22 protein-coding genes, 4 tRNA genes and 1 pseudogene are annotated in these 26,235 nt (G+C 33.7%); 16 read left to right on the plus strand and 11 right to left on the minus strand.

Annotation, left to right across the window (positions count from 1 at the left end; genetic code table 11):
- Positions 1-22 precede the first annotated feature (22 nt).
- From AAHI99_RS06615 to AAHI99_RS06640, 6 genes are all read left to right on the plus strand, one after another.
- Positions 23-769, plus strand: a complete 747-nt coding sequence (locus AAHI99_RS06615; protein WP_342227482.1) for a cytochrome c1 — start codon at positions 23-25, stop codon at positions 767-769.
- Positions 770-806: 37 nt separating this feature from the next.
- The gene (locus AAHI99_RS06620) at positions 807-1,457 is read left to right on the plus strand and encodes a glutathione S-transferase N-terminal domain-containing protein (RefSeq protein WP_342227483.1); all 651 of its coding nucleotides are present in this window, start codon (positions 807-809) and stop codon (positions 1,455-1,457) included.
- 1 nt (position 1,458) lies between these two features.
- The gene (locus AAHI99_RS06625) at positions 1,459-1,848 is read left to right on the plus strand and encodes a ClpXP protease specificity-enhancing factor (protein WP_339050216.1); all 390 of its coding nucleotides are present in this window, start codon (positions 1,459-1,461) and stop codon (positions 1,846-1,848) included.
- A gap of 1 nt (position 1,849) precedes the next feature.
- Positions 1,850-2,299, plus strand: coding sequence for an ATP-dependent zinc protease family protein (locus AAHI99_RS06630; RefSeq protein ID WP_342227484.1), 450 nt, complete (start codon positions 1,850-1,852; stop codon positions 2,297-2,299).
- On the plus strand, positions 2,296-3,177 hold the full coding sequence (gene rimK / locus AAHI99_RS06635; protein ID WP_342227485.1) for a 30S ribosomal protein S6--L-glutamate ligase: 882 nt from the start codon (positions 2,296-2,298) through the stop codon (positions 3,175-3,177). Before AAHI99_RS06630 ends, rimK begins: the two co-directional genes overlap by 4 nt.
- A 143-nt stretch (positions 3,178-3,320) precedes the next feature.
- A complete protein-coding gene (locus AAHI99_RS06640; RefSeq protein WP_342227486.1) occupies positions 3,321-4,619 on the plus strand; it encodes a replication-associated recombination protein A in 1,299 nt (432 codons plus the stop codon).
- Between the two features lie 15 nt (positions 4,620-4,634).
- Here AAHI99_RS06640 and AAHI99_RS06645 read toward each other — a convergent pair whose 3' ends face one another.
- Positions 4,635-8,066 (minus strand): acyl-[ACP]--phospholipid O-acyltransferase, encoded by a 3,432-nt coding sequence (locus AAHI99_RS06645; protein ID WP_342227487.1) that lies wholly within the window; start codon positions 8,064-8,066, stop codon positions 4,635-4,637.
- Between the two features lie 305 nt (positions 8,067-8,371).
- On the opposite strand from AAHI99_RS06645, the gene AAHI99_RS06650 reads away from it, so the two are divergent.
- From AAHI99_RS06650 to AAHI99_RS06660, 3 genes are all read left to right on the plus strand, one after another.
- A tRNA-Pro gene (locus AAHI99_RS06650) sits at positions 8,372-8,448 on the plus strand.
- Between the two features lie 215 nt (positions 8,449-8,663).
- Positions 8,664-8,740 (plus strand) — tRNA-Arg (locus AAHI99_RS06655).
- 27 nt (positions 8,741-8,767) lie between these two features.
- A tRNA-His gene (locus AAHI99_RS06660) sits at positions 8,768-8,843 on the plus strand.
- A gap of 186 nt (positions 8,844-9,029) precedes the next feature.
- Here AAHI99_RS06660 and AAHI99_RS06665 read toward each other — a convergent pair.
- The 3 genes and pseudogenes from AAHI99_RS06665 to AAHI99_RS06675 all read right to left on the minus strand — a co-directional run.
- A pseudogene (locus AAHI99_RS06665) lies at positions 9,030-9,225 on the minus strand (site-specific integrase); the annotation flags it as partial.
- A gap of 281 nt (positions 9,226-9,506) precedes the next feature.
- Positions 9,507-10,184, minus strand: coding sequence for a carboxymuconolactone decarboxylase family protein (locus AAHI99_RS06670; protein ID WP_342227488.1), 678 nt, complete (start codon positions 10,182-10,184; stop codon positions 9,507-9,509).
- A 73-nt stretch (positions 10,185-10,257) separates the two neighbouring features.
- Positions 10,258-11,229 carry a hypothetical protein gene (locus AAHI99_RS06675; protein WP_342227489.1) on the minus strand — a complete coding sequence of 324 codons (972 nt, stop codon included), beginning with the start codon at positions 11,227-11,229 and terminating at the stop codon, positions 10,258-10,260.
- 572 nt (positions 11,230-11,801) lie between these two features.
- Between AAHI99_RS06675 and AAHI99_RS06680 the strand changes: the two genes are divergently transcribed.
- Both AAHI99_RS06680 and AAHI99_RS06685 read left to right on the plus strand, forming a co-directional pair.
- Positions 11,802-11,877, plus strand: a tRNA-Lys gene (locus tag AAHI99_RS06680).
- A 148-nt stretch (positions 11,878-12,025) separates the two neighbouring features.
- Positions 12,026-12,175, plus strand: coding sequence for a hypothetical protein (locus tag AAHI99_RS06685; protein ID WP_342227490.1), 150 nt, complete (start codon positions 12,026-12,028; stop codon positions 12,173-12,175).
- Between the two features lie 325 nt (positions 12,176-12,500).
- Here the strand turns inward: AAHI99_RS06685 and AAHI99_RS06690 are convergent, their stop codons facing one another.
- The 3 genes from AAHI99_RS06690 to AAHI99_RS06700 all read right to left on the minus strand — a co-directional run bounded on the left by AAHI99_RS06690 (position 12,501) and on the right by AAHI99_RS06700 (position 16,223).
- On the minus strand, positions 12,501-12,890 hold the full coding sequence (locus tag AAHI99_RS06690) for a GtrA family protein (RefSeq protein ID WP_342227491.1): 390 nt from the start codon (positions 12,888-12,890) through the stop codon (positions 12,501-12,503).
- A 252-nt stretch (positions 12,891-13,142) separates the two neighbouring features.
- Positions 13,143-14,342, minus strand: coding sequence for an MFS transporter (locus AAHI99_RS06695; protein WP_342227492.1), 1,200 nt, complete (start codon positions 14,340-14,342; stop codon positions 13,143-13,145).
- Positions 14,343-14,345: 3 nt separating this feature from the next.
- A complete protein-coding gene (locus AAHI99_RS06700; protein WP_342227493.1) occupies positions 14,346-16,223 on the minus strand; it encodes an IucA/IucC family protein in 1,878 nt (625 codons plus the stop codon).
- Positions 16,224-16,392: 169 nt separating this feature from the next.
- Between AAHI99_RS06700 and AAHI99_RS06705 the strand changes: the two genes are divergently transcribed.
- Entirely contained in the window at positions 16,393-17,130 is a 738-nt protein-coding gene (locus tag AAHI99_RS06705) for a YdcF family protein (RefSeq protein ID WP_342227494.1), read from the plus strand.
- Positions 17,131-17,157: 27 nt separating this feature from the next.
- Here AAHI99_RS06705 and AAHI99_RS06710 read toward each other — a convergent pair whose 3' ends face one another.
- Positions 17,158-17,940, minus strand: coding sequence for a type III pantothenate kinase (locus tag AAHI99_RS06710; RefSeq protein ID WP_342227495.1), 783 nt, complete (start codon positions 17,938-17,940; stop codon positions 17,158-17,160).
- 51 nt (positions 17,941-17,991) lie between these two features.
- Between AAHI99_RS06710 and hisC the strand changes: the two genes are divergently transcribed.
- The 3 genes from hisC to AAHI99_RS06725 all read left to right on the plus strand — a co-directional run bounded on the left by hisC (position 17,992) and on the right by AAHI99_RS06725 (position 20,466).
- The gene (hisC, locus tag AAHI99_RS06715; RefSeq protein WP_342227496.1) at positions 17,992-19,053 is read left to right on the plus strand and encodes a histidinol-phosphate transaminase; all 1,062 of its coding nucleotides are present in this window, start codon (positions 17,992-17,994) and stop codon (positions 19,051-19,053) included.
- Between the two features lie 79 nt (positions 19,054-19,132).
- A complete protein-coding gene (locus AAHI99_RS06720; protein WP_342227497.1) occupies positions 19,133-19,687 on the plus strand; it encodes a class I SAM-dependent methyltransferase in 555 nt (184 codons plus the stop codon).
- Positions 19,684-20,466 (plus strand): class I SAM-dependent methyltransferase, encoded by a 783-nt coding sequence (locus AAHI99_RS06725; protein ID WP_342227498.1) that lies wholly within the window; start codon positions 19,684-19,686, stop codon positions 20,464-20,466. The genes AAHI99_RS06720 and AAHI99_RS06725 overlap by 4 nt, the downstream gene beginning before the upstream one ends.
- Here AAHI99_RS06725 and AAHI99_RS06730 read toward each other — a convergent pair.
- The gene (locus tag AAHI99_RS06730) at positions 20,459-22,705 is read right to left on the minus strand and encodes a hypothetical protein (RefSeq protein WP_342227499.1); all 2,247 of its coding nucleotides are present in this window, start codon (positions 22,703-22,705) and stop codon (positions 20,459-20,461) included. The genes AAHI99_RS06725 and AAHI99_RS06730 overlap by 8 nt on opposite strands.
- Positions 22,706-22,883: 178 nt before the next feature.
- Between AAHI99_RS06730 and AAHI99_RS06735 the strand changes: the two genes are divergently transcribed.
- On the plus strand, positions 22,884-23,684 hold the full coding sequence (locus tag AAHI99_RS06735; RefSeq protein WP_342227500.1) for a Dam family site-specific DNA-(adenine-N6)-methyltransferase: 801 nt from the start codon (positions 22,884-22,886) through the stop codon (positions 23,682-23,684).
- Positions 23,685-23,734: 50 nt separating this feature from the next.
- On the opposite strand, the gene der is transcribed toward AAHI99_RS06735, so the two are convergent.
- Both der and bamB read right to left on the minus strand, forming a co-directional pair.
- Entirely contained in the window at positions 23,735-25,102 is a 1,368-nt protein-coding gene (gene der / locus AAHI99_RS06740; RefSeq protein WP_342227501.1) for a ribosome biogenesis GTPase Der, read from the minus strand.
- Positions 25,075-26,232 carry an outer membrane protein assembly factor BamB gene (gene bamB, locus AAHI99_RS06745; RefSeq protein WP_342227502.1) on the minus strand — a complete coding sequence of 386 codons (1,158 nt, stop codon included), beginning with the start codon at positions 26,230-26,232 and terminating at the stop codon, positions 25,075-25,077. Before bamB ends, der begins: the two co-directional genes overlap by 28 nt.
- Positions 26,233-26,235 lie beyond the last annotated feature (3 nt).

Consider the following 26,235-nt stretch of genomic DNA (forward strand, 5'->3'; position numbering starts at 1 on the left):
ATTTATCATTCTATTTTTTTTCATGGTTACAAGTCCTTTTGAAAATGAACTATTAATATCCTCAATTCGACCATCTGAATTGGCTTCCTTGCAACGTGGGGCAAAATATTTTATGAATTATTGCTCAGGGTGTCATTCACTACAATATATGCGTTATAATCGACTTGGAATTGATCTGAAAATTGACGATAAGTTTAACTCAGCCACCCAACCACGATTAAAAGAAAATCTTATTTTTACTCAGGCTAAAACTAGCGATACAATAAAATCAAACTTACATGAAAAAGAAAGTTTATTATGGTTTGGAAAGCTCCCTCCAGACCTTTCGTTGAGTATTCGGGCAAGAAGTGCTGATTGGGTGTATAATTACTTACTTAGCTTTTATTTGGATGATACAAGGCCTTTTGGAGTTAACAATAGTTTCATTAAAAACACCGCAATGCCGGATCCATTAGCGACAATACGTATGGATACCAATACTTATCATAACGTAAATAATAATACTAACGATCGGTTATCCCTAAAAATTAGTAATCATGCAATATATTCACATTCTAATAAAAACAGATCAAAAGTCCCTACATTAGAAGAAGTAGTTACTGATTTAGTTAATTTTTTAGCTTATATAGCTGAGCCTACAAAAAATAATCGTCAATCATTAGGTAAAAAAGTATGCGGATTCTTGGTGTTATTAACCTTTTTTGTTTCTATTTTAAAAAAACAAATCTGGCGAAGTATAGAAAAAATAAACACTTTTCACAAACCATGAAAAATGTTTTAAATTATTAATATGGAGAACCTTTTATATGGCACAACCTGCCGGTAAACGTTCAACTATGAGTTTATATGCAAATATCAATGATCCTTATAGCCATAGGGTACGTATTGTTTTGGCTGAAAAAGGAATTAGTGCAGAAATTATAGAAGTATCACCTACAGACTTACCTGAGGGTTTGTTACAACACAATCCCTATGGCACTGTACCTACTATTATTGATCGAGATCTCGTCCTTTATGAAACAAATATTATCACCGAATACTTGGATGAGCGCTTTCCACATCCTCCTTTGTTACCGGTTTATCCGGTAGCTCGCGCCAAAAGTCGACAAATGATCTATCGAATTGAACGAGATTGGTACCCTTTATTACAACAAATTGAAAACGCATTAAATAATGCTAAAGTAACCAAACCTACAGAATCTATGCATGCCGCTCAAAAGAAATTAGAAAGTAGTTTAGCTAGTCTAGCCCCTATATTTGCTGGTAAATCATTTTTCTTGAGTGATGAATTTACTTTAATAGATTGTTGCATGGCGCCGTTATTATGGCGTTTACACCGTTTAGATATTAAACTAGCGCCTATGCCAAGTGCTATCAAAGAATATGAAGAGCGCTTATTTAAACGCCCCTCATTTAAAGCTACTTTAAATGAGGTCGAATTTGGAGTAAAAATTTAAAATGATGACCTCAAATCGTTCCTATTTATTGCGTGCATTTTATGATTGGATTATCGATAATCAATTAACACCGTATATTCTTTTAGATACTGAATTGCCGCATGTAGAAGTCCCAAAACAATGTATTAAAGATGGAAAAATTACTTTAAATATATCTACTGATGCCATATTAAATTTAAAAATAGATACGCAAGCTATACAATTTGAAGCTAGTTTTAATGGTCAATCGATGCTTATTTACGCACCTATTCAAGCGGTATTAGCCATCTATACACGAGAAAATGGTCAAGGAATGGTATTTACACAAGAAGAAAGCGGTGATGAGGGTGGAAGCCCTACCCCACCTAGAGTTCGACCAGGAACAAAACCCAAGCTTTCTATTGTTAAATAGCATGCCCTCATCAATCATAATTGGATGGAGAGAATGGGTATCTTTACCTGAATTAGGAATTCCTCGTTTGAAAACCAAGGTAGATACTGGCGCACGAACCTCAGCTTTACATGCTTGTTGTGTAGAAGTTATTGAAAAAACTCACCTACAAAAGCAAGTATGTTTTATCATACATCCTCAACCAAAACGTTTTCCAGAAAAATCTATTAAATGTATTGCTGATTTAATCGATATACGTGAAATTACCGATTCTGGTGGCCATAAGGAAAATCGATGTGTTATTCAAACCTCTGTAGTTCTCGGCACAATAAGCTGGCCTATCGAAATTACTTTGACAAGTAGAGACAATATGCGTTTTAGGATGCTGCTAGGTCGAACGGCTTTAGAACAACGTTTTATCGTTGATCCCACACATTCTTATTTATACAGTAAAAAAACTATAATCCCATGAAAATTGCAATTTTATCTCGCCGTCCAAAACTATATTCTACGCGTCGTTTGGAGGAAGAAGCTAAGAAAAGAGGGCACCAGGTTAAAATTATTGATACGCTGCGATGTTACATGAACATCACCACACAAAATCCATATATACATTATAAAGGAAAGATCCTTGATAAATTCGATGCAATAATTCCAAGAATTGGAGCTTCAATCACCTTTTATGGCGCTGCATTGGTCAGACAATTTGAAATGATGGGTGTATTTGTTGCGAATAATTCAATTTCTATTACTAGAGCTCAAGATAAACTCCGTTCCTTACAAATTTTATCTCGAAAAGGAGTAGGTTTACCTATTACTGGTTTCGCTTATTCTCCTGATGACATTCAGGATCTAATCAGCATGGTAGGTGGTCCGCCTTTAGTCATTAAAATTTTAGAAGGGACACAAGGGATTGGAGTGGTACTCGCTGAAACTCAGCAAGCGGCTATTAGTGTTATTGAAGCTTTCTTAGATTTACAAGCCCATATTATGGTTCAAGAATATATCAAAGAGGCTAAAGCGGCAGATATTCGTTGTTTTGTAGTTAATGGCAAAGTCATTGCAGCTATGGAGCGGCAAGCAAAATTAGGTGAATTTCGTTCCAATATCCATCGTGGAGGAACTGTGCGACTCGCTAAATTAACAGCTGAAGAACGAGCAACGGCGGTTCGAGCCGCTAAAGTTATTGGTCTCAATATTGCTGGAGTTGATCTGTTACGATCAAACAGAGGCCCTTTGGTAATGGAAGTAAATTCTTCACCTGGCTTAGAGGGAATAGAAAAGGCCACGCAAAAAAATGTAGCTGAAATCATTATTAAATCTATCGAAAAAAGATCCAATAAACATTAATCTTTAATAACATAATATAGTCACAGCAATTGTATTATTGGCCAATACCACAAAGAAAATTATGAATTAACAGCAACACGGACAAAAATTCCGATACAAGAGCATAGTTGACTCTGAAATGTTGTCATCGTATAAATCTAGGTATGATTAGCACCGAAAACCCATACTCTCCCCTCGCTGACCGCTTACGTCCTCGTCATTTAGATGATTTTTTCGGCCAAACTCATTTACTAGGCCCACAAAAAGCTTTACGCCAAGCTATTCTACAAGGCCAATTGCACTCTATGATTTTATGGGGGCCACCAGGAACAGGAAAAACCACTTTAGCCAAGCTAATCGCAAATCACATACTCGCTCGATTTGAGTCATTATCTGCATTACAAGCGGGGGTTAAGGAAATCCGTCAAATTGCAGAGCGTACTCAAGCTGCGCTTCATCTTCAGTCACCACAAAAAACTTTGTTATTTATTGATGAGATCCATCGTTTTAACAAAGCACAACAAGATGCATTATTACCTTTTGTAGAATCCGGTCTATTTATATTAATTGGTGCTACTACAGAAAACCCCTCATTTGAACTTAATAATGCTTTACTCTCACGAACACGTGTGTATGTGTTAAAAAAATTGACTCTAGAGGAAATTACACAAGTCATCGATCGTGCACTAATCAACGATATCGATGGATTAGGTAAAAAGAATTTAACGATAGCCTCAGCAGTTAAAAAACAATTAGCGGCTATCGCTGATGGTGATGCGCGCCAAGTTTTAAATCTTTTAGAAATTGCCAGTGATTTAGCAGAAAATAATATCATTGATATGAGCACATTACAGACAGTCACACAAACTAATTTACGTCGTTTCGATAAAGGTGGCGAGATTTTTCATGATCAGATTTCTGCTTTACATAAGTCAGTACGGGGATCGGATCCAGATGCTGCACTTTATTGGCTTGCTCGTATGCTCGATGGAGGCTGTGATCCTTTATATATTGCACGGCGTATACTCCGCATGGCAAGTGAAGATATTGGCAATGCTGATCCACGAGGTTTACAATTAGCCTTAGGGGCATGGGAAGTTCAAGAACGATTAGGTAGTCCAGAAGGAGAACTTGCTTTAGCGCAAGCCATTGTTTATCTGGCCTGCACAGCAAAAAGTAATGCCGTTTATACTGCTTTTAATGCCGCTATGAAAGATGCTCAAGAAAAAGGTACTCTTGAAGTGCCTTTACATTTGCGCAATGCCCCCACTCAATTAATGCGTAAATTACAATATGGAAAAAAATATCGTTATGCCCATGACGAACCCAATGCTTATGCCGATGGAGAAAACTACTTTCCTGAAGAATTAAAGGATCGACAATATTATTTTCCTGTTCCTCGAGGTTTGGAACTTAAAATTGCAGAAAAACTTGCACTATTAAAAAAATCAGAAAAAATATAACAAGTGCTTTTAATTTTAAGTTTGTTTTTCTAACCAAGCTTTAACAACAATATAATTTATCTTACCACTACCTAATAAGGGCATACTATCCATAAAATATAATCTTCTCGGTAAACTTAATTCAGATAATCCCTTTTCTCTAAATGTTTTAATAAGCAAAGGCCGAGTGGCAAGTTTATAATCTGTGATTAAAACAAGTTGTTCTCCTTTTTTAGCATCTGGAACACTGAGTATTGCATGGTGTTTATCAGGCCATATTTCATAAATTACATTTTCTATGGCTGTTAAAGAAACCATTTCTCCGCTAATTTTTGCAAAGCGTTTGGCTCTATCTTTTATAGTCAGATACCCTTCTGCATCGACTTCAACAATATCTCCCGTATCATACCATCCATGGCTGGGGGGAATAATTTCACCTATCTGCTCCTTACTTAAGTAACCTAACATCACATTAGGACCGGATATTAATAAACGTCCTCCTTGTTTAATTTCAGGAACCGGTTCAATTTCATAACGAATACCTGGTAAAAAATTTCCTACTGTACCTGGTTTGTTTTGCATCGGCGTATTAACACAAATAACTGGTGACGCTTCAGTTACACCATAACCTTCAAAAATACGAATTCCAAATTTTTCCATCCATAATTTACGTGTTTTTTCTTTTAATTTTTCTGCACCAGCAAAAACATAACGTATGCTATAAAAATCATAAGGATGCGCATACCGACCATAGCCTGCTAAAAAAGTATCTGCTCCAAACATAATAGTCGCATTACATTCATAAATCATATTAGGAACTTTACGATAATGTAGGGGAGAAGGATAAATAAAAGCTTTTATTCCATGGTAGATAGGTAAAATGATGCATGCGGTTAATCCAAAAGCATGAAATAATGGTAATGAACTAAAGAAAATATCTCGCTGATTAAAATCCACTTGTGTCGTCATTTGCGCAAGATTAGCTTGTATATTTTTATGACTAAGAACTACTCCTTTAGGTTCACCTTCTGATCCAGAAGTAAATAAAATAACTGCTGGATCTTGTGGATTAGTTCCTTTTTTTAATTTTTTAAAATAATAATATTGCGGAAATCGACTAAAAAAACTTGCGCGTAATTTGTCTTTCCAATTAATTTCTTCTTTTAAATCTTCTAAATAAATAATTTGGATAGATTTTTCGTTTAAGCGGTTAATAACTTGGAACAGATTAGCAACTTCAATAAATTTTCTGGAAGTAAGTATACATTTTACTTGTGCAACTTTACAGGCAGAATCTATTTGCAGAGGACCTGCAGTATAATTTAGCAAAGCAGGGATTCTACCAAACGCTTGCAACGCAAAAAAACTAACCACTGCACTCGTCATATTAGGCAACAAAAGCCCCACCGTCTCCTGATAGTTGGTGTAACGGCAAATATAAGGACCTAAAATAAAACATCGTGTTATTAATTGATTATAATTAATAGCTACTCGTGTAATATCTTCTAATATTTTTGTAGGCCCTTTATGAATTTCTTTCGCTTCTAATAAAGATTGAAAAAGAGTTTTATTATAATCTGTGCTTCGAAATAACATCTCTACCATCATGTCATAAAGTTGATTACTAATAACTTGTCTTCTTTTTCGACTACTCATATTAGGATCAACAATAAACTTTCTGGGGGGCAAAATTGAAATATAAATTTTTGGAAACCAACGTATTTGGACTTTACCTCGTAAACGGGAGAAAGGAGTATATTGCGCCCCTTGTAAACGGATAGGCAGTAAATTAACTTTGGCATGATCAGCAATCAATCCCGGACCTTCATAAAGTTTCATTAGCGCACCGGTTGTGGTAATTCTTCCTTCCGGAAAAATCACACATTTTTGTCCTTTTTTTACCTCTTTGATTAAAGTCTTGATTGCTAATGGATTTAATGGGTCTAATTCAAATACTTTAGAAAAATATAAAAAAGGTCGTATCCACCAAATTCGTGATGTAAAACTATTAATCGCGAACAGAAGCTCATCAGGTAAAAATGCATAAAGTAAAACAACATCTAAAAAAGAAGTGTGATTTGCAACAATAACGACACTTTCACCTGCTTGTTTATAATTCTCAAAGCCACTTAACTTAACATCATAAAGACATCTTAATATCTTTCGTAAAAGAGGTTTAATCAATCCTTGGGGTATAAGTCTTGTTGCATAAATAGCCAATCCGGTATTAATGATCCCTAATAATAAAAAAATCTGTATGACACTCAAATCAATTTTAAGTAAAAAAACAATAATGATGCTGGAGATAACAATAAATATTGAATTAATTATATTATTAGCGGCAATTGTTCTTGCGCGATGTTCAGTAGCAGTATCTGTTTGAATTAAGGTATATAAAGGCACAGCATAAACGCCACCACTCACAGAAAGTCCAAACAAATCTATGCATATTCTCCAATGAGTTAATGAATTAAAAAAACCTGAAAAATTAGTCAGTTTTTCAGAGTTATGGAGTAAATGGTTGGAAGCAAAATAAAGATCAATAATAAAAATACTCATCAGCCAGAGACTCATGGGTATCCATTTCATACTTATTCTATCTTTCAATAAACGATTACAAACTAATGAACCACAAGCAACACCCACGGTAAAAATAATTAAAAAAAGTGTCACTACACTAGCATCAGCTTGCAGAATATTCTTAGTAAAACTAGGAAACTGAGTTAGAAACGTAGCGCCAATTAACCAAAACCAAGAAATTGCGAGTATTCCTAAGAAAACCTTTTTTTCAGTTTTTACTTGCTTAATTATCTGTAATGAGGCTTTAATAAAATGCAAGTTTAACTTTAAATTCGGGTTGGCTTTATCAGTAACCGGAATGTAAAAACTGGCAAACAAACCCAGCCCCGCAATAGAGATTATGACTATTGAAATCTCTCTTAGATCAGTATGATTAGCAATTAACAATCCACCTAAGATAGTTCCAATCAAGATCGCAATAAACGTGCTAGCCTCTACTAATGCATTGCCGGCGATTAACTGATTTTTTTCTAAAAGATCAGGTAAAATAGCATATTTTATAGGTCCAAAAAAAGTTGAATGCATGCCCATAATAAATAATACTAACATCAATAAACTTACTGAATGAAGATAAAACCCTAAGCTTGCCAATAACATAAATAAGCATTCGAAGCCTTTAATTATTATTGTTAAGTATCTTTTGCTTAGTTTATCGGCCAATTGCCCTGCAAATGCTGAAAAAAGGAAAAAAGGTAAAATAAATAATCCAGCCGCTAAGGTTACTGAAAGCTGTTGCAACAATAGAGATTGCGTGATGAGTTGGTAAGTAATTAAAATAATTAGCGCGTTTTTAAAGACATTATCATTAAATGCGCCCAAAAATTGAACTAATAACAAAGGTAAAAATCGTCGATTTTTTAGTAAAGAAAACTGAGTGAATACGGGCATAAACCCTCTCATGAGGCCTATTAACGCCTCTTCTAAAAAAAATTTTACTAGTATAACATACGAAACATGCTTATTTTTAAATCTATTTTTCTAAAGCTGAAGAGATTTTAATTCAAGTTAACAAAATTAACTCCCCACCAAAAACTAAATAAAATAACTTATGTTTATTGAATGCAAGCTTTAGCTGTAATGAATAGACCAGTTGATATTAATCGATTGCGCAGGTATTATCCTTACCCGCAGTTGGTGCAAGTTTTTGCTTTATAGAGTGACTTAAGCCAACTCTAACGTAAGTTGATGGGTTACGGGGTATAGCGCAGTCTGGTAGCGCGCCTGCTTTGGGAGCAGGATGTCGGGGGTTCGAATCCCTCTACCCCGACCAAATTTTTTGTAGTTATACTTAATTTTAATCATTAAAACCAATGATTTATTATATCAATTAAGTAAGATGGATATCTTGATATTATTTTTAGCCTTACTAAAACACTCAAGGATACAACAACTTACATAAGCATATTATAGAAATTTAGTTTTAGATTTTTAAGAAACAGGCCTTGTTATTTAAACTTTTATTATAAGATAATAATTTTCAGGAAAGCGCCTGTAGCTCATCTGGATAGAGCATCGGCCTTCTAAGCCGAGGGTAGCAGGTTCGAGTCCTGCCAGGCGCACCAATTCCTAATGAATTCTTATGTTTAATGGTGGACGTAGCTCAGTTGGTAGAGCCCCGGATTGTGATTCCGGTTGTCGTGGGTTCGATCCCCATCGTTCACCCCATTTTTCAAGGGTTGTCCTGCCGAGTGTACCAATTTTGTACCAGTCACATGACCCGCGGTTTCTTTTAGACGATCAAATTCGAGTGAGTCGCTATGCTCACGAAAAATTTCGGCCATCGTGTCACCGAAATTTGTTCGCATTACGCGACTATCATTAGGTCGCGACCGTCCGGCGTCCGACGCGCACTCATCCCCTAGCGGGATTCCTGCCCGCGTCTCCCATTAAGTGCGCATAGCGTTGTACCGTTTCGTAAGAAGACCAACCGCTCCTGTCTCTGTAGCTAGTATAAGGGTTACATTACATGCCAAGATGCCCAGGTATGACGTAAATCATACCAACGAAAGTTGCTTAGTCCTGCACGCTTTAAAGCCTTACGCCACGCAGCGGTAGCTCAGGCTGTTATGCTTTGAGGAATGACTTTATTGATTATAATTCTCATATTATCCATTATTATCTATGTGTTTTAAGTGATAGTTAAAAATTAACACAGGTATATTTGAAGGATTACAAGATGATTTTTGGAATTAAAAAAATTTATCATTCTATAAATTATTTAAATAATATTTAATTCTCTAATAAAAAATTAAGCTCAAAAAATCCTTAAACTTTTTTAGGTAGCTCTAATTACTTCTTTGTAAATGATAGATTAGCTTTGTTCTACTGCTATTTATTCATTTTTTGGATATTATCATTTGATACTTGTAATTTCTCTACTATCTCTTTTAGGGCGGAAAATCCATTCATGGATGCTGGAAATCCACAATAGGGAATTAAGTGCATCAGAAGGTTTTTTATATCTTTTTCATTACATACTTTTTCATCCAATATTGATCTTAATATTATTTTTACTTTCTCTTGACAACCCAAACTTACCTGCATCGATAAAGAAATAAATTTTTCATTTCTTGATGTTAAAAATATTTTTTTATCTTTTTTTAAATCAATAATATTCTTAATGTTCTTAATCATCTCTTCATTATAGTTTAACATTGCTAAAACTGAACATAAAGCGTTGGTTCCTTTTTCTTTAGGTATTGCACCACATAATTCTCCTGTCTTTCTTAAAAGAAATATAGTTGTGTCTATATCTCCTCCTGTATGAAAAAAACCCTTAAGATGTATTTCAGCCTGCTCTTCTTTTTTAAGCGCCATTAAGGATGAAATTGTTATCAAACTTTTTTCATTCAAAGTTAATCCAGGCATATTCCAAAAATAACCATACCCGATTTCTAAGACTGTTCTGGAAAAATTATTATCTAATTTTCCCAGCCGATTGAAAAGTTGAGCACTAGTTTTTCTTCCATAAAGATGCTTAACTATATTTTTTCCAGATCTTAGCATATATGTTAATGTTAATTTTTTATTCGAAATGAAATTCAACATTAAATTAATTAATGTTAGATTGTAGTAAAATTTATTTCCTATTACATAGAGAAAAAGAAGATAAAGCAGAATTATTAAGATCCTTAGGCAGATCACCATGTCGCTTTACTGATTCCTTTAAACGCTCAGTACAAGCTAGTTTTCTTAGATTATTTATAATTTCTAATTCTTCCTTTGGGGCTTCTTTCAATAAAGGAAATTTATGATATAAGCTAATTTGGCGTTGCAATGCCTTACATAACTCTTGCAGATTCCCTGTTCTATTATTTACTATGTGATATTCTGTATCGTATTCAACAGCAATTCCTTGACTAATCATTTCGAGTTGATGAATTGACTTTTCTACTTCTAAAGCCATTTCATCACCTTCCGTAAGAGATTCAGCGCTCTTTCTTTCTTCTAAAATTCTTTTAACAGATACCGCTCGGTTAACGATCATTAAACGAGTAAGCATACAAGGCCCCAAAAAATCTAATAATGTAAAAAGACCGGACGTATGATATGGTACTCCAATTCTTAAATGCGGAAGGAAAATAGTTGTCGTATCCGGATATTGCCACACAACTTGTTTGCATTTAAGTGCCAATTCAACCCCAGCCCCGATAAGGGATCGGTCAATAATAGCTTTTGTCGGCACTAAATCCAAATTACCAAGTGTTTGTGATAAAAGTACAAAAGGGCTGTTATCATGCAAAGGATCAAGATCATCTGGTAACATAAGCTCTGGTAAGTAAGAGCCCGCGCATGCTATATCTTTACTTGCTATATCAAATTCTATAATAAGCTCTTTTATATTAGAACTGTTATAAACACCTTTTTTGAAATCTTCCAAAAACTTCGTTGCTTCCTTTACGATCTTTAAAGTTAAAGTGTTCTTTTTATAGGGATTGCTAAAAATTAATTTTGCTGCTCCTCCTATGAATTTTATATCAACTTTTCCTGCCCCATACCCTATAATATTTTTTGTAGTTGTTGAAAAAAATCTCGATATACCTATATACATTTGTAATTATCCTTAATAATAAATAATATTTTTTTAAAAAAAAATTAAATAATTTTTATACTTAAAATTATAAAACAATATAGTACATTTTCAAATACAAATTATAGTATTTTCTTTATAAAATCATCTACATTTAGAAATAAAAACTACGGGGTATCTAAAATGTTTCAACACCAAAAAGCTTTATTAATTTTACGATTAGCGCCCCCGCCCTTTTAACAATGAGGGGGCTCCTCTGCTATAATTCGATTATCGAGTAAAAATATCAGCGATGCTCACTACTGGTAAGCCCCTAATACTTTCTTAAAGCAATAAAAAATTTGGTACTGCTAGCAGTTTGAGGCAACAAACATCTGCGCCTTTTGATGCTAAGTGAGAAATGGTATCTTTGTCCTAAGTTAAATTCCAAGTACCAAAACTTTACCAGGACGTGATAGAATGCGCCTAAATTAAGGTGGCTTTGTGTAAGATTTTAGCTAAGCAAAGTATCGTAGGACATTGATTTATAACATTTTTTTACATTCGATGCCGAATTGTCGTGGGTTCGATCCCCATCGTTCACCCCATTTTTTGGGCCGTTAGCTCAGCTGGTAGAGCAGTAGACTCTTAATCTATTGGTCGATGGTTCGATCCCATCACGGCCCACCATCAGAAAAAATCTTTTAAATATTTTTAGCGCCTAATCTTTTACCTATAAATACGAATTATCCCCATTAATTCGATAAATTCTTCTAACTTGTTTATCTATTTTTTTTCACTAAAATAAAAATATATTATTTTATCCAAGGAGATTTTTATGCCTCTTATTAAAGGGAAAGCCGCCAAGACTTCTAAAGGATTTTCAACTAATGTGAAAAAAGAGATTAAAGCTGGAAAGCCTCAAAAACAAGCCGTGGCAATTGCTTATAGCATGGCCCGAAAAAAAATGGGTAAAACTAAAAAATAATAGTGCGTTTTCAAACAGCAAAATCATTTAGAAAATAATTCTTATGAAATAAACAGGTCTGTTTTTTATCACGCTAAAAGCTCCTCCAGATATTCGCCAATAATACCTAAGCTGCACGATTGCATAAACTAAAAATAAAATAACCTCTCAGGACCTTCAAATAAAATGGTTTTGCTAATCATAGTCTCATAAAGAAATGCAATAAAAGCTATAATTAATCTCAAATAACTAGCCAGTTTAATTAGAATAATTGTAAAGAAGTTAATCCTTTTTTCCAAAATTTTAAATAACTTTATTTAGCTTTTTCAACAAAACACATATCTTTTTATGGAACTTCCCTTTTGGGGCCGAAAGTCCAATATCGATGAATTAAGAAATTCCAAAATAAAATAACTCCAGATACTAAAATTTGACTTATAATATAAGCATAATAAGTTAACAAAATTTTCATTAAAGAAAAATTAAGAAGAAGTCCGAACAAGGAATTTAATGTAAATCTAACTAAAGATTTCTTATGAGATAGACTACTTTTAAAAGTAAAATAATGATTCAAAGTATAATTAATTAACGCCCCGGCAATATAACCTAAAGTAGAAGCTAAAATTGGTTTTATAAAGAGAAACTCAACAAAACTTATTAAAATTGAAAATTGAATTAATGCTGATAGTGCGCCTACAATAAAAAAAAATGAAAATTGTTTAGTAATAGCTTTCATAAATTCGTAATAAATAGGCAAATAACACGTATTTGACATAGTAAATAAAGATGAGTTCCCTGTTTTTCTATCTTAATATCTTTAATATAACCTTCCTAATTTAAGGTGCATTTAATCATTAATTACAAAAATAATTTCTTTCCTTAAGAAATTGAATATCTCGTAAAGGAGGATTTGGGTAATTAACTTATTGGTTTCAGCAGTCAGACTTAATCCTGTAACAATTTTTACTGATGATCTTAAAAATTCATTTTATTTATAATACCCTGCTATAATTGCCAAAACAAAATAAAAAAAGCCTATCACCACAAAACTTACTATGAAGTGACCACCTACTTGCATTGATTCTGCTTGTATGAAAGTACCTGCTATAATTCCGAGCAAATTTCCTAATTTTAATGCCGTGTTTCCGAGACCTACTGCTTTTACTCTATTACTATCACTAATATCATTTAATAAAAAACTAAATAGAATTATTGCTATAACGCCTAAACTTAATCCCCAAAGTATACTTAGGCCAAAAGCAGGATACAACTTAGTAATAAAGGCAAACCCCCATTGTGATAATCCGCTTAAGAGTAAAGCTATAATAAGTAATATTTTTGCCCAGCCATGCCAACTGAATTGTTTGTCGATAGTTTTTCCTAAAGTTAATGTCATCAAAGACATCGACAAAGCCATGCTCGCATAGATCAATCCTAATGTTAAATTATTAGCATGTAATTGTTGTGCTACATATAAAGCAAAAAAAGGTGTTGACATCCAGCGAGCAATTTGCGTACTACATATTAATAGAAGTAATAGGTTTTTACTGGGCTCAGGAAGAAAAAAATTTTTTTGTGTTTTTTTTACTAAAGAAGGTATCGATTGAGCAGAATTTTCTTGAAGATAATTAGCTAAAATAAGCGTAAGTAATAAACACACGCAACCTGCCGTAATAAAAATCGATAAATACCCATAATAATGGGAAATAAGTCCACCACATACCGGACCCACAATACTTCCCATGGCTGTGGCTGCTTGTAGACGCCCAACTATTTGACTATGTGTATTAGTTGGTGCTATTGAGAGTGACCATGCTTGAGCAGCTGTAGAAAATCCGGCTAAACCACCTTGTAATAATCTGATAGCAAGAATAGCCCAAGGATTAGAAAAAAAAAACAAACTCCATTGAGTAGCAGCCAAAACCAACCCTGCTCGTAATATCATTTTTTTATAACCAACTCGTTCTCCTATTTTTATCCATAATAACGTGGTGAAAATCATTGTTAATAATGGCGCCATATAAATAGCTCCACTCCAATACTGCAGTGCACGAGGATTGAGAATATGCACAGAAGATATTATAAGCGGCCAATAAGGATCGCTCATATCAAGTGCTAAAATAATAATAAATTGAGCAAAAATAACCAGACGTGCCTGTGCGTGCCAAGCACCAACTCTCTCTTGCATCAGTTAAGCAGCTAAAGGATTCGATATATAAGAAAATATACCTTCACGAACATATTGTTTTTCCAAACGCATACGAAACAATGCTTTCACAGGCCAATCAGCTTTTAATATAGCATGATATTCTTCTTCCCATCGAACTAAATCGACGCGTTTTTTTAAAATGTCGAATCTTTCTTCTGTTTTATTTCGAATTATTGTCCAAAAATTTTTTTCTTCGCATTGAAAGTGCGCAGATAATAGTAACACCAATTCTCCTAAATGCAGCTGATATACTGTATGTAATAATTGATTTCTCACCGTTATTTTATTATCTGTTACAAAAGGAGGAGATAAACGATCAGTTAAAGTAAGGTCATGCGAGTTTAAGCTATCTGCAAATATTTCTATTCCATCAAAATCTCTGGCAATAAAACGTTTAATATTTCCATTTTGAAAAATGGCTAAAGTATTTTGCTGATGACCTTCCAAAGCTATGCCATATACTAAATAAAGATCTAAATAGCTTCCAAGTACTAGATCGACGTATTGATTAAAATAGTTTAATGCCCCTTCGTAGTCCAAACACCCAGCTAATTTTATGAGCTCTATAAATAAGCTACTATTACTCTCCAATGACTTTTCAAATAAAGCAGAAACAACAACTGCAATTTCTTCATTAGAAAGATAATTAATAACATTTTCTCGAAAAATTACCGTGAAATGTCGTGCCTTGTCGTTGTCGACAGCGTTTAAATAGAGTCCGCAAACCTCGGGTAAAATTGCAAGTCTTTCCGATATATGAGGTTCTTTAATTAAAATATTTTTCATAATGTGCGTAATTTTAGGGGTATTTTTAATAGAATTAACTGATAGTGCCCTAAAAACCCCACTCGCGTAAATTCCAATTGGTAATTTGATATAGGGCGCATACCAATTTTCAATGGGAGCCAACGTACGAAAAGAAGAAGTTGGACTCGCACTTATTCCTACGTTATCGAACAAAATAATATCATTACTTATAATATGATCAGCAAATAAATTTCTTACAATATTTGCAGCTTGCCAAGGATGAACTGGAAAAGGGATGTAATCTTCTTGGTTTAAATTATTTTTCTTTAGTTCATTAATCCAGGAATTCCATGCATTAGGATAGTACTCAGAAAACCATTCGGTAAAAACAAATTTTGAGTGCGTTGTTTCCATGCACATTGATTTTTTACGTACCGCGGCTAATAAAATAAATACTTTTGGTCTGAATTCAGTTGTATATCTAAGAATATCATCAGTAGAAAACCCTACCTTTGTTTTAGCAAAAGGGTGATAAGGATGACCGTTAAAAGATAATTGTTCAAATTTGAAAGAATGATCTAATAAATTCTTATTTTTTTCTGAAAGTTCAGTAAAGTAATTTTTGTGAGTCTCTGAATAAAACGGAAATAACTCCGTTCTTAACTTATCTTTTTGTCGAGTAATTAAAATTGTATTTTGAATATGATTATTAACTTCTTTAGTAACTTTTTCCCATTGTTCTAAATCAAATAGTGTATCTAACTCTGTTTTAACTATTTCAAGTAAGTGAATAGGATCGGTAATTAGTTCCGTTATGTTTTTTTTTCTGTCAATCAAATAAACTTTCTCAAATTCAGTAAAACGAAACAAAGAATTTAACTTTACTTGACTAACACAGATAGATGCATTTAAGCGAGGAAGCTTAAAAATTAGATTTCCAGCCTGATAAAAATTTTCTAAAACACGTTCACGCAAAAAGGCAATCAAAAGTTGGCGTAAAGATTGTCTGTTAACTTCTGAAAGATAACAACTTAAAGAAAAATTATTTTTACTTAGATAATTCTTATTTTTTTCAACAAAGTTCCTTTTAAAACTTTCTTCTACTAGCTTCATATTTTACATCCCTACCAATTTTGAATTAAACAAGATTAAGATATAGTCTGTTTGCTATAGTCGCTATTATTCATAATTTTAGAATTGAGTCAAGAATTCCAGTTGAACTATTTTTTTTATTACCTTTAATATATGCTTTAGATTATTTCATGATAAGTAGAAATTAATTATGTCAACGTTTTTTCTATTTCTGCTATTGCTATTATGCATTTTATTCATTCTATTTAATTTTAGAAAAACTAGTTTAGTAACTGGATCAGTTTTAATTACAAGTTATATTCTTATAGGTAATGGCTTTTTCCCTGCTTATTTATTACACAACTTACAATTACCTTATAGTCAAACTTCACCCATCAACTGGAAAAAAACGAATATTATTATTTTATTAGGTGCAGGAACCAGTAAGGATCCAAGATCAAATGAAATAAAACCCAGCATATTATCATTTTCAAGAATTTTGCAAACTGCAATCATTTATCGTGAATGTAAAAATACAAATGCAAGCTGTCATATTCTAATAAGTGGTGGCGACCCGTTGAATAATGGAAAATCAGAAGCAAAAACCTATCAAGAAAATTTATTATCTTTAGGAATCAAGTCAAAAGATATTCTATTGGAGACTCAAAGTAAAAATACTTTTCAAAATGCTAGATTTTCAAGCTATCTTTTAAAAAAACATTATAATGCACGGATTTTACTAGTTAGCTCTGGATTAGTTTTGAAACGCGCACTCTTATATTTTTCTTTTTTTAACATTTATCCTAAACCCGTCGCTTCAGATTTTATTACTATCCCTGTGGCTAAATATCCATTAGGATATAATTTTGCAATGAATGATTTTGCAATTCATGAATATATAGGAATACTTCGTTTTTATATTTACAATTTTTTAGGCTGGAATAAATAACAATTTCAACAGAAATTAACAACTCAATTATTTTTCTATGTGCCTAGATTCATATGCTTTTCGTAAACCTTGTAAAACTAAATCCGAAATAAGTGTATCGAATAAACCGGTATCTTCATAAAGCTGTGCAAAACCACCTGTGCCAATTACCTTAACAACTTCACCACAAAAAACTTCTTTTTTAAATCCTAAAATAATTTCTTTAAGTGCTCCTAAATGCCCATAATAAAGACCACTTTGTATACTTTCGCGCGTTGTTCTGCCCATATACCTTGTTGGAGCCTCTATATCCACAGCCATCAATTTAGCAGTATTATTTTTTAAGGCTTCCATGCAAAGTCTTAAACCAGGTAAAATAGCGCCGCCCAAATAATTTCGATCCTTGGTAATAGCACATAAAGTCGTAGCTGTACCCATATCTACAACAATCAATGCCTTTTCAGGAAAAATAGCAATCGCTCCTATGGCATTGGCTATCCTATCAGCCCCAACCTCATTTGGATTTTTACAACGGATATTTAAACCCGTTTTAACGCCGGGCTGTAAGATAAAATAATCAGCATCTTTAAAATATTGGAAAAAACTATGTCGCACCGTATAATCGTAATTTGGAACCACAGAAGAGATCGCAACCGCTTTGATTTTCAAAGGGTCTAGCTTATTGTATTTAAGTATATTTATTAAAAAAATTCCGAATTGGTCGGCTGTCCCCAATAAAGGAGTAGCATAGCGAAAACGCAAAATAAGCTTATCTTTGGAGAAGACTCCACATAACATATGTGTATTACCTACATCCAAACATAACAACATAATTGACCTAATATTTATAAATAGACACACTATACTTAAAAAGCCTGGCCAATGACAATGTCTTCAAACAAAAACTCTACTTTTGATACAGAAAAAATTGTTAAAATTATAAAGCTCGATCTAAATGAAAACCCTCTTGGCGCTAGCCCTTTTGCAATCGTTGCGGGGCAACAGGCTATGCTTAAATGCCATCGCTATCCAGATAGTCATGGACTTTATTTAAAGAAATCTTTGTCTACCCATTTAGGTATTCTCGCTGAAAATATTACACTAGGTAATGGCTCAGAAAACTTATTGGAACTTATTGTCAAAAAGATCTTAGGACCTTTAGATTCAGCTGTTATCCCAAATTTTTGCTTTACAGGGATTTCAAAAATCTTAAAATCCGCAAGTATTACTTTTAAAATAGCTAAAAATTCGCATTCATATCTCTCCGCTGTAAGCTTGCTAGAAGCCATTGAACCCATGACCAAAATAGTTTTCATCGTTAACCCTAACAACCCCACTGGCAACTATATAAATAGATTAGAGCTGCAATATCTGCTGAAACATCTTCCTGAAAATATATTCGTAGTTATAGATGAGGCCTATGCTGAATACGTTGAAACCGAAGACTATCCTAATAGCATTCAATTCTTAGCACAGTATCCTAATTTAATCATCCTTAGGACCTTTTCCAAGTTCTATGGCTTAGCAGGTTTGAGGCTAGGATATGCTATAAGTGAACTAAAGATAGCCAGTATGCTGAATCATAGTTCTTTACCTTTTAGAATTAACGCGATTGTACTAGCCGCAGCAGAAGCTAGTCTCAAAGATCAAGCTCATATTAATTTAACCCATTTGTTGAATAGAAAAGGGTACTTCCAACTTCTCCAAGGCTTACAAAATTTAGGCTTAGAAGTTTTACCTTCTTTTGCAAACTTTCTATGTGTAAATTTGAAATCACCGAGTTTACCTATCAGTCAACTGCTTTTGTCGCAAGGAGTATCCGTAAGACCGTTACATGACTATGGTTTACCGAGTTTTCTACGCGTTTCTATCGGTACATATACGCAAAATAAATCCTTTTTGAGCATATTGGAAAAAATACTAGTTAAATCTAGCATAGAATAAGGCAATGCTATCTAGATAAGCATTTTTCATTTAAAATACATTTAGGACAATTAAAAAAATAAACTTTAGGATAACAATAATGAGGGCACTTACCCTATTTCTTTATGAGGCTGTCATGCATCCTAGTATGGTAGGCGCATTATTTCCTAGCTCAAAAAAACTTGCTAATCGTTTAACTCAACAAATATCAAATAATTCTGGATTAGTAGTCGAACTGGGAGCTGGGACAGGGGCTATAACAGCTGCTTTAATAAACCAAAAAGGGCTCTTTCGTCAGCTTATCGTAATTGAACGATCTGCAAAACTTTCTAATCTTTTAATGCAACGCTTTCCGGAATTAAGAATTATCCAAGGAGATGCATGTCAGTTACGTAAGTTAATTAATCAATCTACCTCTGCACCTATACAAACTATCGTTTCGAGTTTGCCCTTACGCACTTTATCACCTTCTATTGTAGAAAAAATTGGTATTCAAATTAATCATGTTTTAATAAAAGGCGGATTATATATTCAATATACCTACAGTTTATGGGGAAAACCTTTATGCCCTGCTCCGCAATTAAAATTGGTCCATCAACAATGGGTATGGCAAAATTTGCCTCCGGCACGTATTGACGTATTTAGACACGAATGAACACTAACTTCTCTATTGCAATAACTTGTAGTGAAATTTGTTTATTATCTGCAGCAAAAGAGTTAGCAAAAAATAACTCCTTACCCTATATAGATTATCTTGAAAGTAAAAAATTTGATTATCTATTAACTTTGAGTCCAACTGGCCTATGTTTAGAGGATGTCAAAAAAAAACTCGGCTTTTTAAAAATTGATTTTCTTCAAGGAAAACTAGCTTATCGGCTAAACCATCTTCAAAATCAAAAGCAATTGTTGGCTAGAGCAATTGGATTAAAACCTAATTTTAAACCGGTAGTTTTAGACGCGACAGCAGGACTTGGATGCGATAGTTTTGTTTTAGCGCAGTTAGGTTGTCCCATCACTTTGTTAGAACGTTCACCGATAATTTTTCTTTTATTGGAGGATGCTCTAAAACGCGCTTCAATTCACCCAAAATTTCTATCCTTATCGGTGCAACTAATAAAAATCGAGGCACTTATTTACTTAAAGCAAATAACTTCCAATATTCATTTATCTCCTGAAATTATTTACCTAGACCCAATGTTTCCTCATTCTACTAAATCTGCTTTAGTAAAAAAGGAAATGCGCTTTCTTCGACACCTTGTAGGGGAAGATAATGATGCCCCTAATTTACTGAAATTAGCACTCACCTGTGCAAAGCGACGTGTTATAGTAAAAAGACCTCGATTATCTAGTTATTTAGCACAAATAAAACCCCATCATAGTATATTCGGTAAACAACACCGTTTTGATGTATATTTAACTCACTTTTCTAACTAACCATTGCCGGTCTTAAACAACGATTTAGATTTACGGTATTCTCTAATAGATTAACTTTAAATAACCCACGCGAACATGAATCACTATAGCTTCTTTGCCTAGCAGTTTGGGTTGTCACTTCATCAATATTTTCTAAGTTACTATTTTCATTAGCAGACGAAATATTCTCTAGTGAAATTCCAGATCTTATAAATGGCGTATCATTTTCAGATACAACTAAATTTCCCGATGATGGTATTAATACTTCGAGACTTGCCTCTTGTGTTTCTAAACTTTCAACCAATGATATTGACAACTCTTTATTAATCTCAATAAGTTGTTCGCTTTGGACAAAATATTCCATTACCCTTTCAACTTGTGTAGTTTTACTTTCAAGATTGTAGGCAAATAAATACCACGATGCGATAGCTAATGCACCTAATGCCGTGCCTACAATTAATAAGATTGGGAAAAAAGCGGGTACTGCACTTGAAGCAACAACTGCAGCATATATAGCAGTTATAGGTCCCCACATAACCAGCCGAAAAACTAAACTACCAGTGCCTAAGCGTTTAATAATAGTCATGAATCGATTTAAACCTTTTTTAATATTAGTCCAAAGGGGTTGTTCATCACTAAAACGACGTAACATCCGATCATAATCTTCTTGTAATATTTGTTTGTTTCCTCTTTCATCTACTAATACTTTTATCTTATTTTCCAAGTCATCAAACCTTTTTTCATGGGCTTTCTTTGCCTTAACTGCCAAATAAATTCCATAACTAACACCTATTAATAAAGTTACTGCTGTAATAATTGCAGTTACTACTAAGTCTATGGGTGTAAAACTGGTCAAAGCGACTGTCGATGGACACAACGCATAGGTAAGAATGACTTTTGTTGCATCGAAGAATACCCACCCCAAAAATAAAGGTAAAAAACAACCCTCAAGAAAACCCAAACAAATGGCATGGTATTTGCTATAACGCCGATTTTTAATCACCGCTTGTAATTTTTGCATTAAAAATGAATTTTTTAATTCTACAGGTGAACTGGCAGCTTTTCTTTCTTGAAATTTTAAAAATACAATTTGTTTAGTTAAAAGAACTAATTTCTTTTCAAGCATATCTTTATGTTGTGTTTCTATTGTCTCCTTTTTCATATTTTGGTTGAGGTTGAATGTTTGATTGGTCTTGATAAGATTAATAATTAGCAACAAAGGTAAAGCAATACACAAGCTTATGCCCAAGGGAATAACTGAAATCAGCGCAACCGTAACAACTGGAGCCATTGGAATAAAATAAAAAATAAACAGCAAAATCCAGTAAATAAAGCTAGCCTGAGCTAAGGCAGAAAAAATACTGGAGATAATTCTTTTATATCTTTTATCGCGCTTTATTTCGTTTAAAGTGGTTTCAGAGTTTGCTGCTATTAAAGGGGATACATGATTAAAAAAAATTTTTGCATAATTTTCGGACAAGCCAATAGTCCGATTATTATTCTCATCTTTAATTTTAACAATATTTAATCCTATTTCATGATTTAATAATTGACAAAGTTGTTCTGGAATTATTTTAAGTATCTCCTGTTTAGAATATTTTTTAAACAATTCAATTAAATCATTAATTTGCTTTTTTTCCTCTTTAGAGGCAAATAAACGACGTTTAATGCATGCAGTTTGTGGAATATCATCAGGAATAAAATGAGCTGCCGTTATTAAATTTTGATCAGTGATTGGATGGCCAGGATTTTTCTTATATTGATCAATTTTACTCATTTCCTTTTTAATTTCTTCATTAAATAACTTAGATATTTGATAAAAATAATAATAATTACTGTTTCGTTCTGCTTCACGCAATTTACAATATTCAATTACATAAATGTTTATAAAGCTGCCTAATACACCAAAACCTACCAATCCGCCATCGATGAATCCTACAAATTTACTGTTATTAATGGCATCAAAAAACTTAAAATCTTTATCACATGCACTTTCAATCAAACTTACATTTATAGAAGGTGTAGCTACCAGTTCATCTAAAGAGCAGAGACAACTATTAAAAACAGGAATTTTTGTTTTAGGGCTCACTAACCAACTTGGATCTTTTTTTAATAACGATTTTTCCCCTTCTGAGTTCGGACCCGATAAACTTCTTTGTCTTTCTAACCTTCTAGGAATACTAGAACCATTTCCACCAAGTTCGGATGTTGTTTTTACTCCCTGATTATGTTTTCTTTCAATGGGAAATTGATCGACCATAAGAGCTCCTTTTGGAATTTAGTGGATTACAATAGCCAATTTTTAAATATTTTTTTTAGTTTAGTATATATTATTTTTTAAATTTAATTATCATAATTTGAAAAATTAAAATTTTTTATCCGATTAAATACAGCCCAATCTTTTTTTAATAGTCAATTTCGATTAGACTTTGCTTAATATGAAATCTTTTTTGAAATGGGCAGGAAACAAACATCGAATTCTCGATAAACTTAAATTCTATTTACCTAAAACGGATCGTTTAGTCGAACCTTTTTTAGGTTCTGCTACCGTCTTTCTTAACACTTCATATCCTACTTATGTATTAGGTGACAGCAATCTTGATTTAATTCAGTTATATAAATATTTGCAACAAGAAGGTCAGTTTTTTATCGATTATTGTCGATTTTTTTTTCATGATAATTTTAATACTGCCGAGGAATTCTATCGTTTACGTCGTCTATTTAATGATTGTAAAGAACATCGTAAAAGAGCTGCTTTATTATTATATTTAAATAAACATTGCTTCAATGGATTGGCTCGATTTAATCGAAAAGGGGAATTTAATACTCCTTTTAGTTATTATAAAACTCCCTATTTTCCTGAGAAGGAAATGCAATATTTTTATGTGCATGCAAAAAGAGCGGAATTTATTCATGGAGATTTTTTGTCTACACTAGCACATGTAAAGCAAGGAGATGTAATATATTGCGATCCTCCTTATGTTGGATTATCTAAAACTGCAAATTTTACACAATATACGTCTGAAGGATTTAGTCATACCCAACATATTTGCCTAGCAAGCGCTGCAAGAAATTTGGCCGCAAATGGGATTCGAGTGATAATTTCCAATCATGATACAGAATTTACTCGTGAAATTTATACAGGCGCAACAATTATTTCATTAATAGTGCAACGCAACATTAGCAGTAAAGGATCAGAACGAAAAAAAGCTAAAGAACTATTGGCTATTTTTTCCTAACTTTTTTTTCTAGCGTTTAAATAAAATATTTTTTTCTTCAATAGAATAATTTATTTATCTCTAAATTCAATCCGAATTGGACTACCGATAATTTTCAACGTCTTGCGATAAAAATTTTCAAGATAACGCCGATAAGATTCCGGTAAAAAACTAGCATGTTGTCCATGGATGAGGATTACTGGGGGATTATACCCTCTTGGATGAGCATAGCGTAATTTAACACTTCGTCCGCGACTCAAAGGAGGCTGATGTGCGCTTACCGCTTGCTCTAATAAACGGGTTAAGCGTGACGTAGATAGAGTTTGCGTTGCAGACCGATAGGCTTGTTGGATTAATGCGAATAAATTACCAACACCCGTTCCATGAAGAGCTGAAATAAAAATAAGTTTTGCGAATGGTACAAATTGTAAACGCCGATCCAAATCTTTTTTGACTTGCGCTCTTTGTTCGTTAGACAAGCCATCCCATTTATTTACAGCAATGATAAGCGCTCTTCCACTTTCCAGAATGTATCCTAAAAGATGCAAATCTTGTTCACTTATGCCTTTCTGTGCATCAATCACCAATAAAACTACATTACTTGCCTCAATGGCCTGCAAACTTTTAATTACAGAAAATTTTTCTATCTCTTGTACTGTTTTTGATTTTCGACGAATGCCTGCGGTATCAATGAAAGTATATAATTTACCCCGATATTCTACATCGTTTGCAATACTATCACGAGTGGTCCCCGGCTGATCAAAAACAATAGCTCGATCTTCTCCTAAAATCCTATTTAATAAGGTTGATTTACCTACATTAGGTTTTCCTATGATAGATACCTTTATTCTTGGAACAACATCTTCTTCTAAAAGCGCATGTTCCATGGTTAAAGTTTCAATATTAAGGAAATGACTTAATACTTTTTCCATTAATTCTTGAATCCCTTGACCATGAATTGCAGAAATATTTGCAAGTGATCTCGTATGAAAACCTAATGGTGAAAACTCACTTTGTAATAAAGCAGGATCTAAGTCTTCACTTTTATTAATCACTAGTGTAATTTTCTTATTTAGCCGACGTAAAAGTTGTGCTAATTGCTGATCCAATACTGATAGACCTTCCCTTCCATTAACTAAAAATAGAACATGATCGGCCTCAGTAATGGCACGTTGAGTTTGCTGTTCCATAAGAAAAGCAATATCTTTTTCTTTACTTCCAGTTAAACCTCCCGTATCCACTATGATATAGGGTTGATTTCCTACAACCCCTTTGCCATAAAGTCGATCTCGAGTTAAACCAGGAGTATCTGCAACTAAAGCATGTCGAGTTTTAGTCAAGCAATTAAATAAACTCGACTTTCCTACATTGGGTCGCCCTACAAGAACAATACTAGGCAAAGCAGAAGTGGTCATACAGGCAAGCTTGTATGCGTCCAAGCAGATAAACCACCTTCCCTAGTTAAGATACATACCATCGGATAATCTACGACTGGATCTGCTATAATACTGGCATTTTCATGAACAAGATCCCTTGCTAAGAGATGGCCATCTGATTGAGCAAGCCAATGAATATAGCCTTCTTGGTCACCTATAATTAAACTATTGCCATATAAAGCCGGAGCGGTTAAACCTCGATGTTTTAATACCTTTTGCTGCCAAAGCAATTCACCCGTGGAACGATTGAAGGCCCATACAACGCCATCAGTATCTGTTATATACAAGCTATTTCCTATTGTAAGACCCGAATAACTTGAAAAACTTCTTTGCCATAAAATTCGTCCAGACCGTAAAGAAACTGCTGCTAGTTGGCCTTGATAAGTCACTACGTAAACTACATCGCAAGATAATATTGGATCCACAGCTATATCAATTAATTGATCGGCGGCAGTCACCCCTTGTGGAAACGCAATATTTCGCTCCCATAGTAAACTACCGTTCCTTAGATTCAGCGCGGCTAATTTACCATCTGAAAAACCAACTATAACCCTATTATCTATAATTTGTGGTGCGCTACTTGGTCTTAGGATTAACATAGGTGAACCATGCTCATAAGACCATAATAATTCACCGTTTTGTAAGTCTAATGCCAATACTTGCCCATCTACCGTTTTAACAATAACTTGACCTTGTCCGGTAGTGGGAGGAGCTAATATTTGATTAGGCAAGATTGCTTGCCATAAGACATCTCCTGTATCCGCTGCTAAAGCTATCACTTTAGGTTGCTTAGTAACGATAACAACCATTCCATCATTAACAGCTGGGCCACTCGTAATAACTTGCTTAATATTTTTTTGCCATATTTTACGACCATGCGCTAAATCTAAAGCGGTTACTAGACCGGATTTACTCGCAACAAAAATTTGATTTTGTTGAATAACAGGCCTTAAATGTAAATAGTCATCGTCCATACCTCTGCCGGTTGCTATAGACCATATTAATACTGGTTGAAGTTGGAAAGGATATGCAGTCAAAGCTGCTGGCATAGGTGTATTATCATCCCCTAAACCCGCACAAGCTGTTAAAAAGAATACGCAAATAAAAAGACCGCAAATATAAATTTTATTCATTAA

Origin of the sequence: Rickettsiella endosymbiont of Rhagonycha lignosa, from assembly GCF_964031165.1 — a bacterium.
In the GTDB taxonomy this organism is placed as follows: domain Bacteria; phylum Pseudomonadota; class Gammaproteobacteria; order Diplorickettsiales; family Diplorickettsiaceae; genus Aquirickettsiella.

What these genes read in the sequence shown, in the direction of transcription:
- AAHI99_RS06705 (WP_342227494.1), top strand. Translation starts at nt 16,393, where the DNA reads ATGTCAACGTTTTTTCTATTTCTGCTATTGCTATTATGCATTTTATTC.
- AAHI99_RS06620 (WP_342227483.1), top strand. Translation starts at nt 807, where the DNA reads ATGGCACAACCTGCCGGTAAACGTTCAACTATGAGTTTATATGCAAAT.
- AAHI99_RS06710 (WP_342227495.1), bottom strand. Translation starts at nt 17,940, where the DNA reads ATGTTGTTATGTTTGGATGTAGGTAATACACATATGTTATGTGGAGTC.
- AAHI99_RS06630 (WP_342227484.1), top strand. Translation starts at nt 1,850, where the DNA reads ATGCCCTCATCAATCATAATTGGATGGAGAGAATGGGTATCTTTACCT.
- bamB (WP_342227502.1), bottom strand. Translation starts at nt 26,232, where the DNA reads ATGAATAAAATTTATATTTGCGGTCTTTTTATTTGCGTATTCTTTTTA.
- AAHI99_RS06725 (WP_342227498.1), top strand. Translation starts at nt 19,684, where the DNA reads ATGAACACTAACTTCTCTATTGCAATAACTTGTAGTGAAATTTGTTTA.
- AAHI99_RS06720 (WP_342227497.1), top strand. Translation starts at nt 19,133, where the DNA reads ATGAGGGCACTTACCCTATTTCTTTATGAGGCTGTCATGCATCCTAGT.
- AAHI99_RS06690 (WP_342227491.1), bottom strand. Translation starts at nt 12,890, where the DNA reads ATGAAAGCTATTACTAAACAATTTTCATTTTTTTTTATTGTAGGCGCA.
- rimK (WP_342227485.1), top strand. Translation starts at nt 2,296, where the DNA reads ATGAAAATTGCAATTTTATCTCGCCGTCCAAAACTATATTCTACGCGT.
- AAHI99_RS06670 (WP_342227488.1), bottom strand. Translation starts at nt 10,184, where the DNA reads ATGCTAAGATCTGGAAAAAATATAGTTAAGCATCTTTATGGAAGAAAA.
- AAHI99_RS06685 (WP_342227490.1), top strand. Translation starts at nt 12,026, where the DNA reads ATGCCTCTTATTAAAGGGAAAGCCGCCAAGACTTCTAAAGGATTTTCA.
- AAHI99_RS06615 (WP_342227482.1), top strand. Translation starts at nt 23, where the DNA reads ATGGTTACAAGTCCTTTTGAAAATGAACTATTAATATCCTCAATTCGA.
- AAHI99_RS06730 (WP_342227499.1), bottom strand. Translation starts at nt 22,705, where the DNA reads ATGGTCGATCAATTTCCCATTGAAAGAAAACATAATCAGGGAGTAAAA.
- AAHI99_RS06735 (WP_342227500.1), top strand. Translation starts at nt 22,884, where the DNA reads ATGAAATCTTTTTTGAAATGGGCAGGAAACAAACATCGAATTCTCGAT.
- AAHI99_RS06695 (WP_342227492.1), bottom strand. Translation starts at nt 14,342, where the DNA reads ATGCAAGAGAGAGTTGGTGCTTGGCACGCACAGGCACGTCTGGTTATT.
- hisC (WP_342227496.1), top strand. Translation starts at nt 17,992, where the DNA reads ATGACAATGTCTTCAAACAAAAACTCTACTTTTGATACAGAAAAAATT.
- AAHI99_RS06645 (WP_342227487.1), bottom strand. Translation starts at nt 8,066, where the DNA reads ATGCCCGTATTCACTCAGTTTTCTTTACTAAAAAATCGACGATTTTTA.
- AAHI99_RS06700 (WP_342227493.1), bottom strand. Translation starts at nt 16,223, where the DNA reads ATGAAGCTAGTAGAAGAAAGTTTTAAAAGGAACTTTGTTGAAAAAAAT.
- AAHI99_RS06625 (WP_339050216.1), top strand. Translation starts at nt 1,459, where the DNA reads ATGATGACCTCAAATCGTTCCTATTTATTGCGTGCATTTTATGATTGG.
- AAHI99_RS06675 (WP_342227489.1), bottom strand. Translation starts at nt 11,229, where the DNA reads ATGTATATAGGTATATCGAGATTTTTTTCAACAACTACAAAAAATATT.
- AAHI99_RS06640 (WP_342227486.1), top strand. Translation starts at nt 3,321, where the DNA reads ATGATTAGCACCGAAAACCCATACTCTCCCCTCGCTGACCGCTTACGT.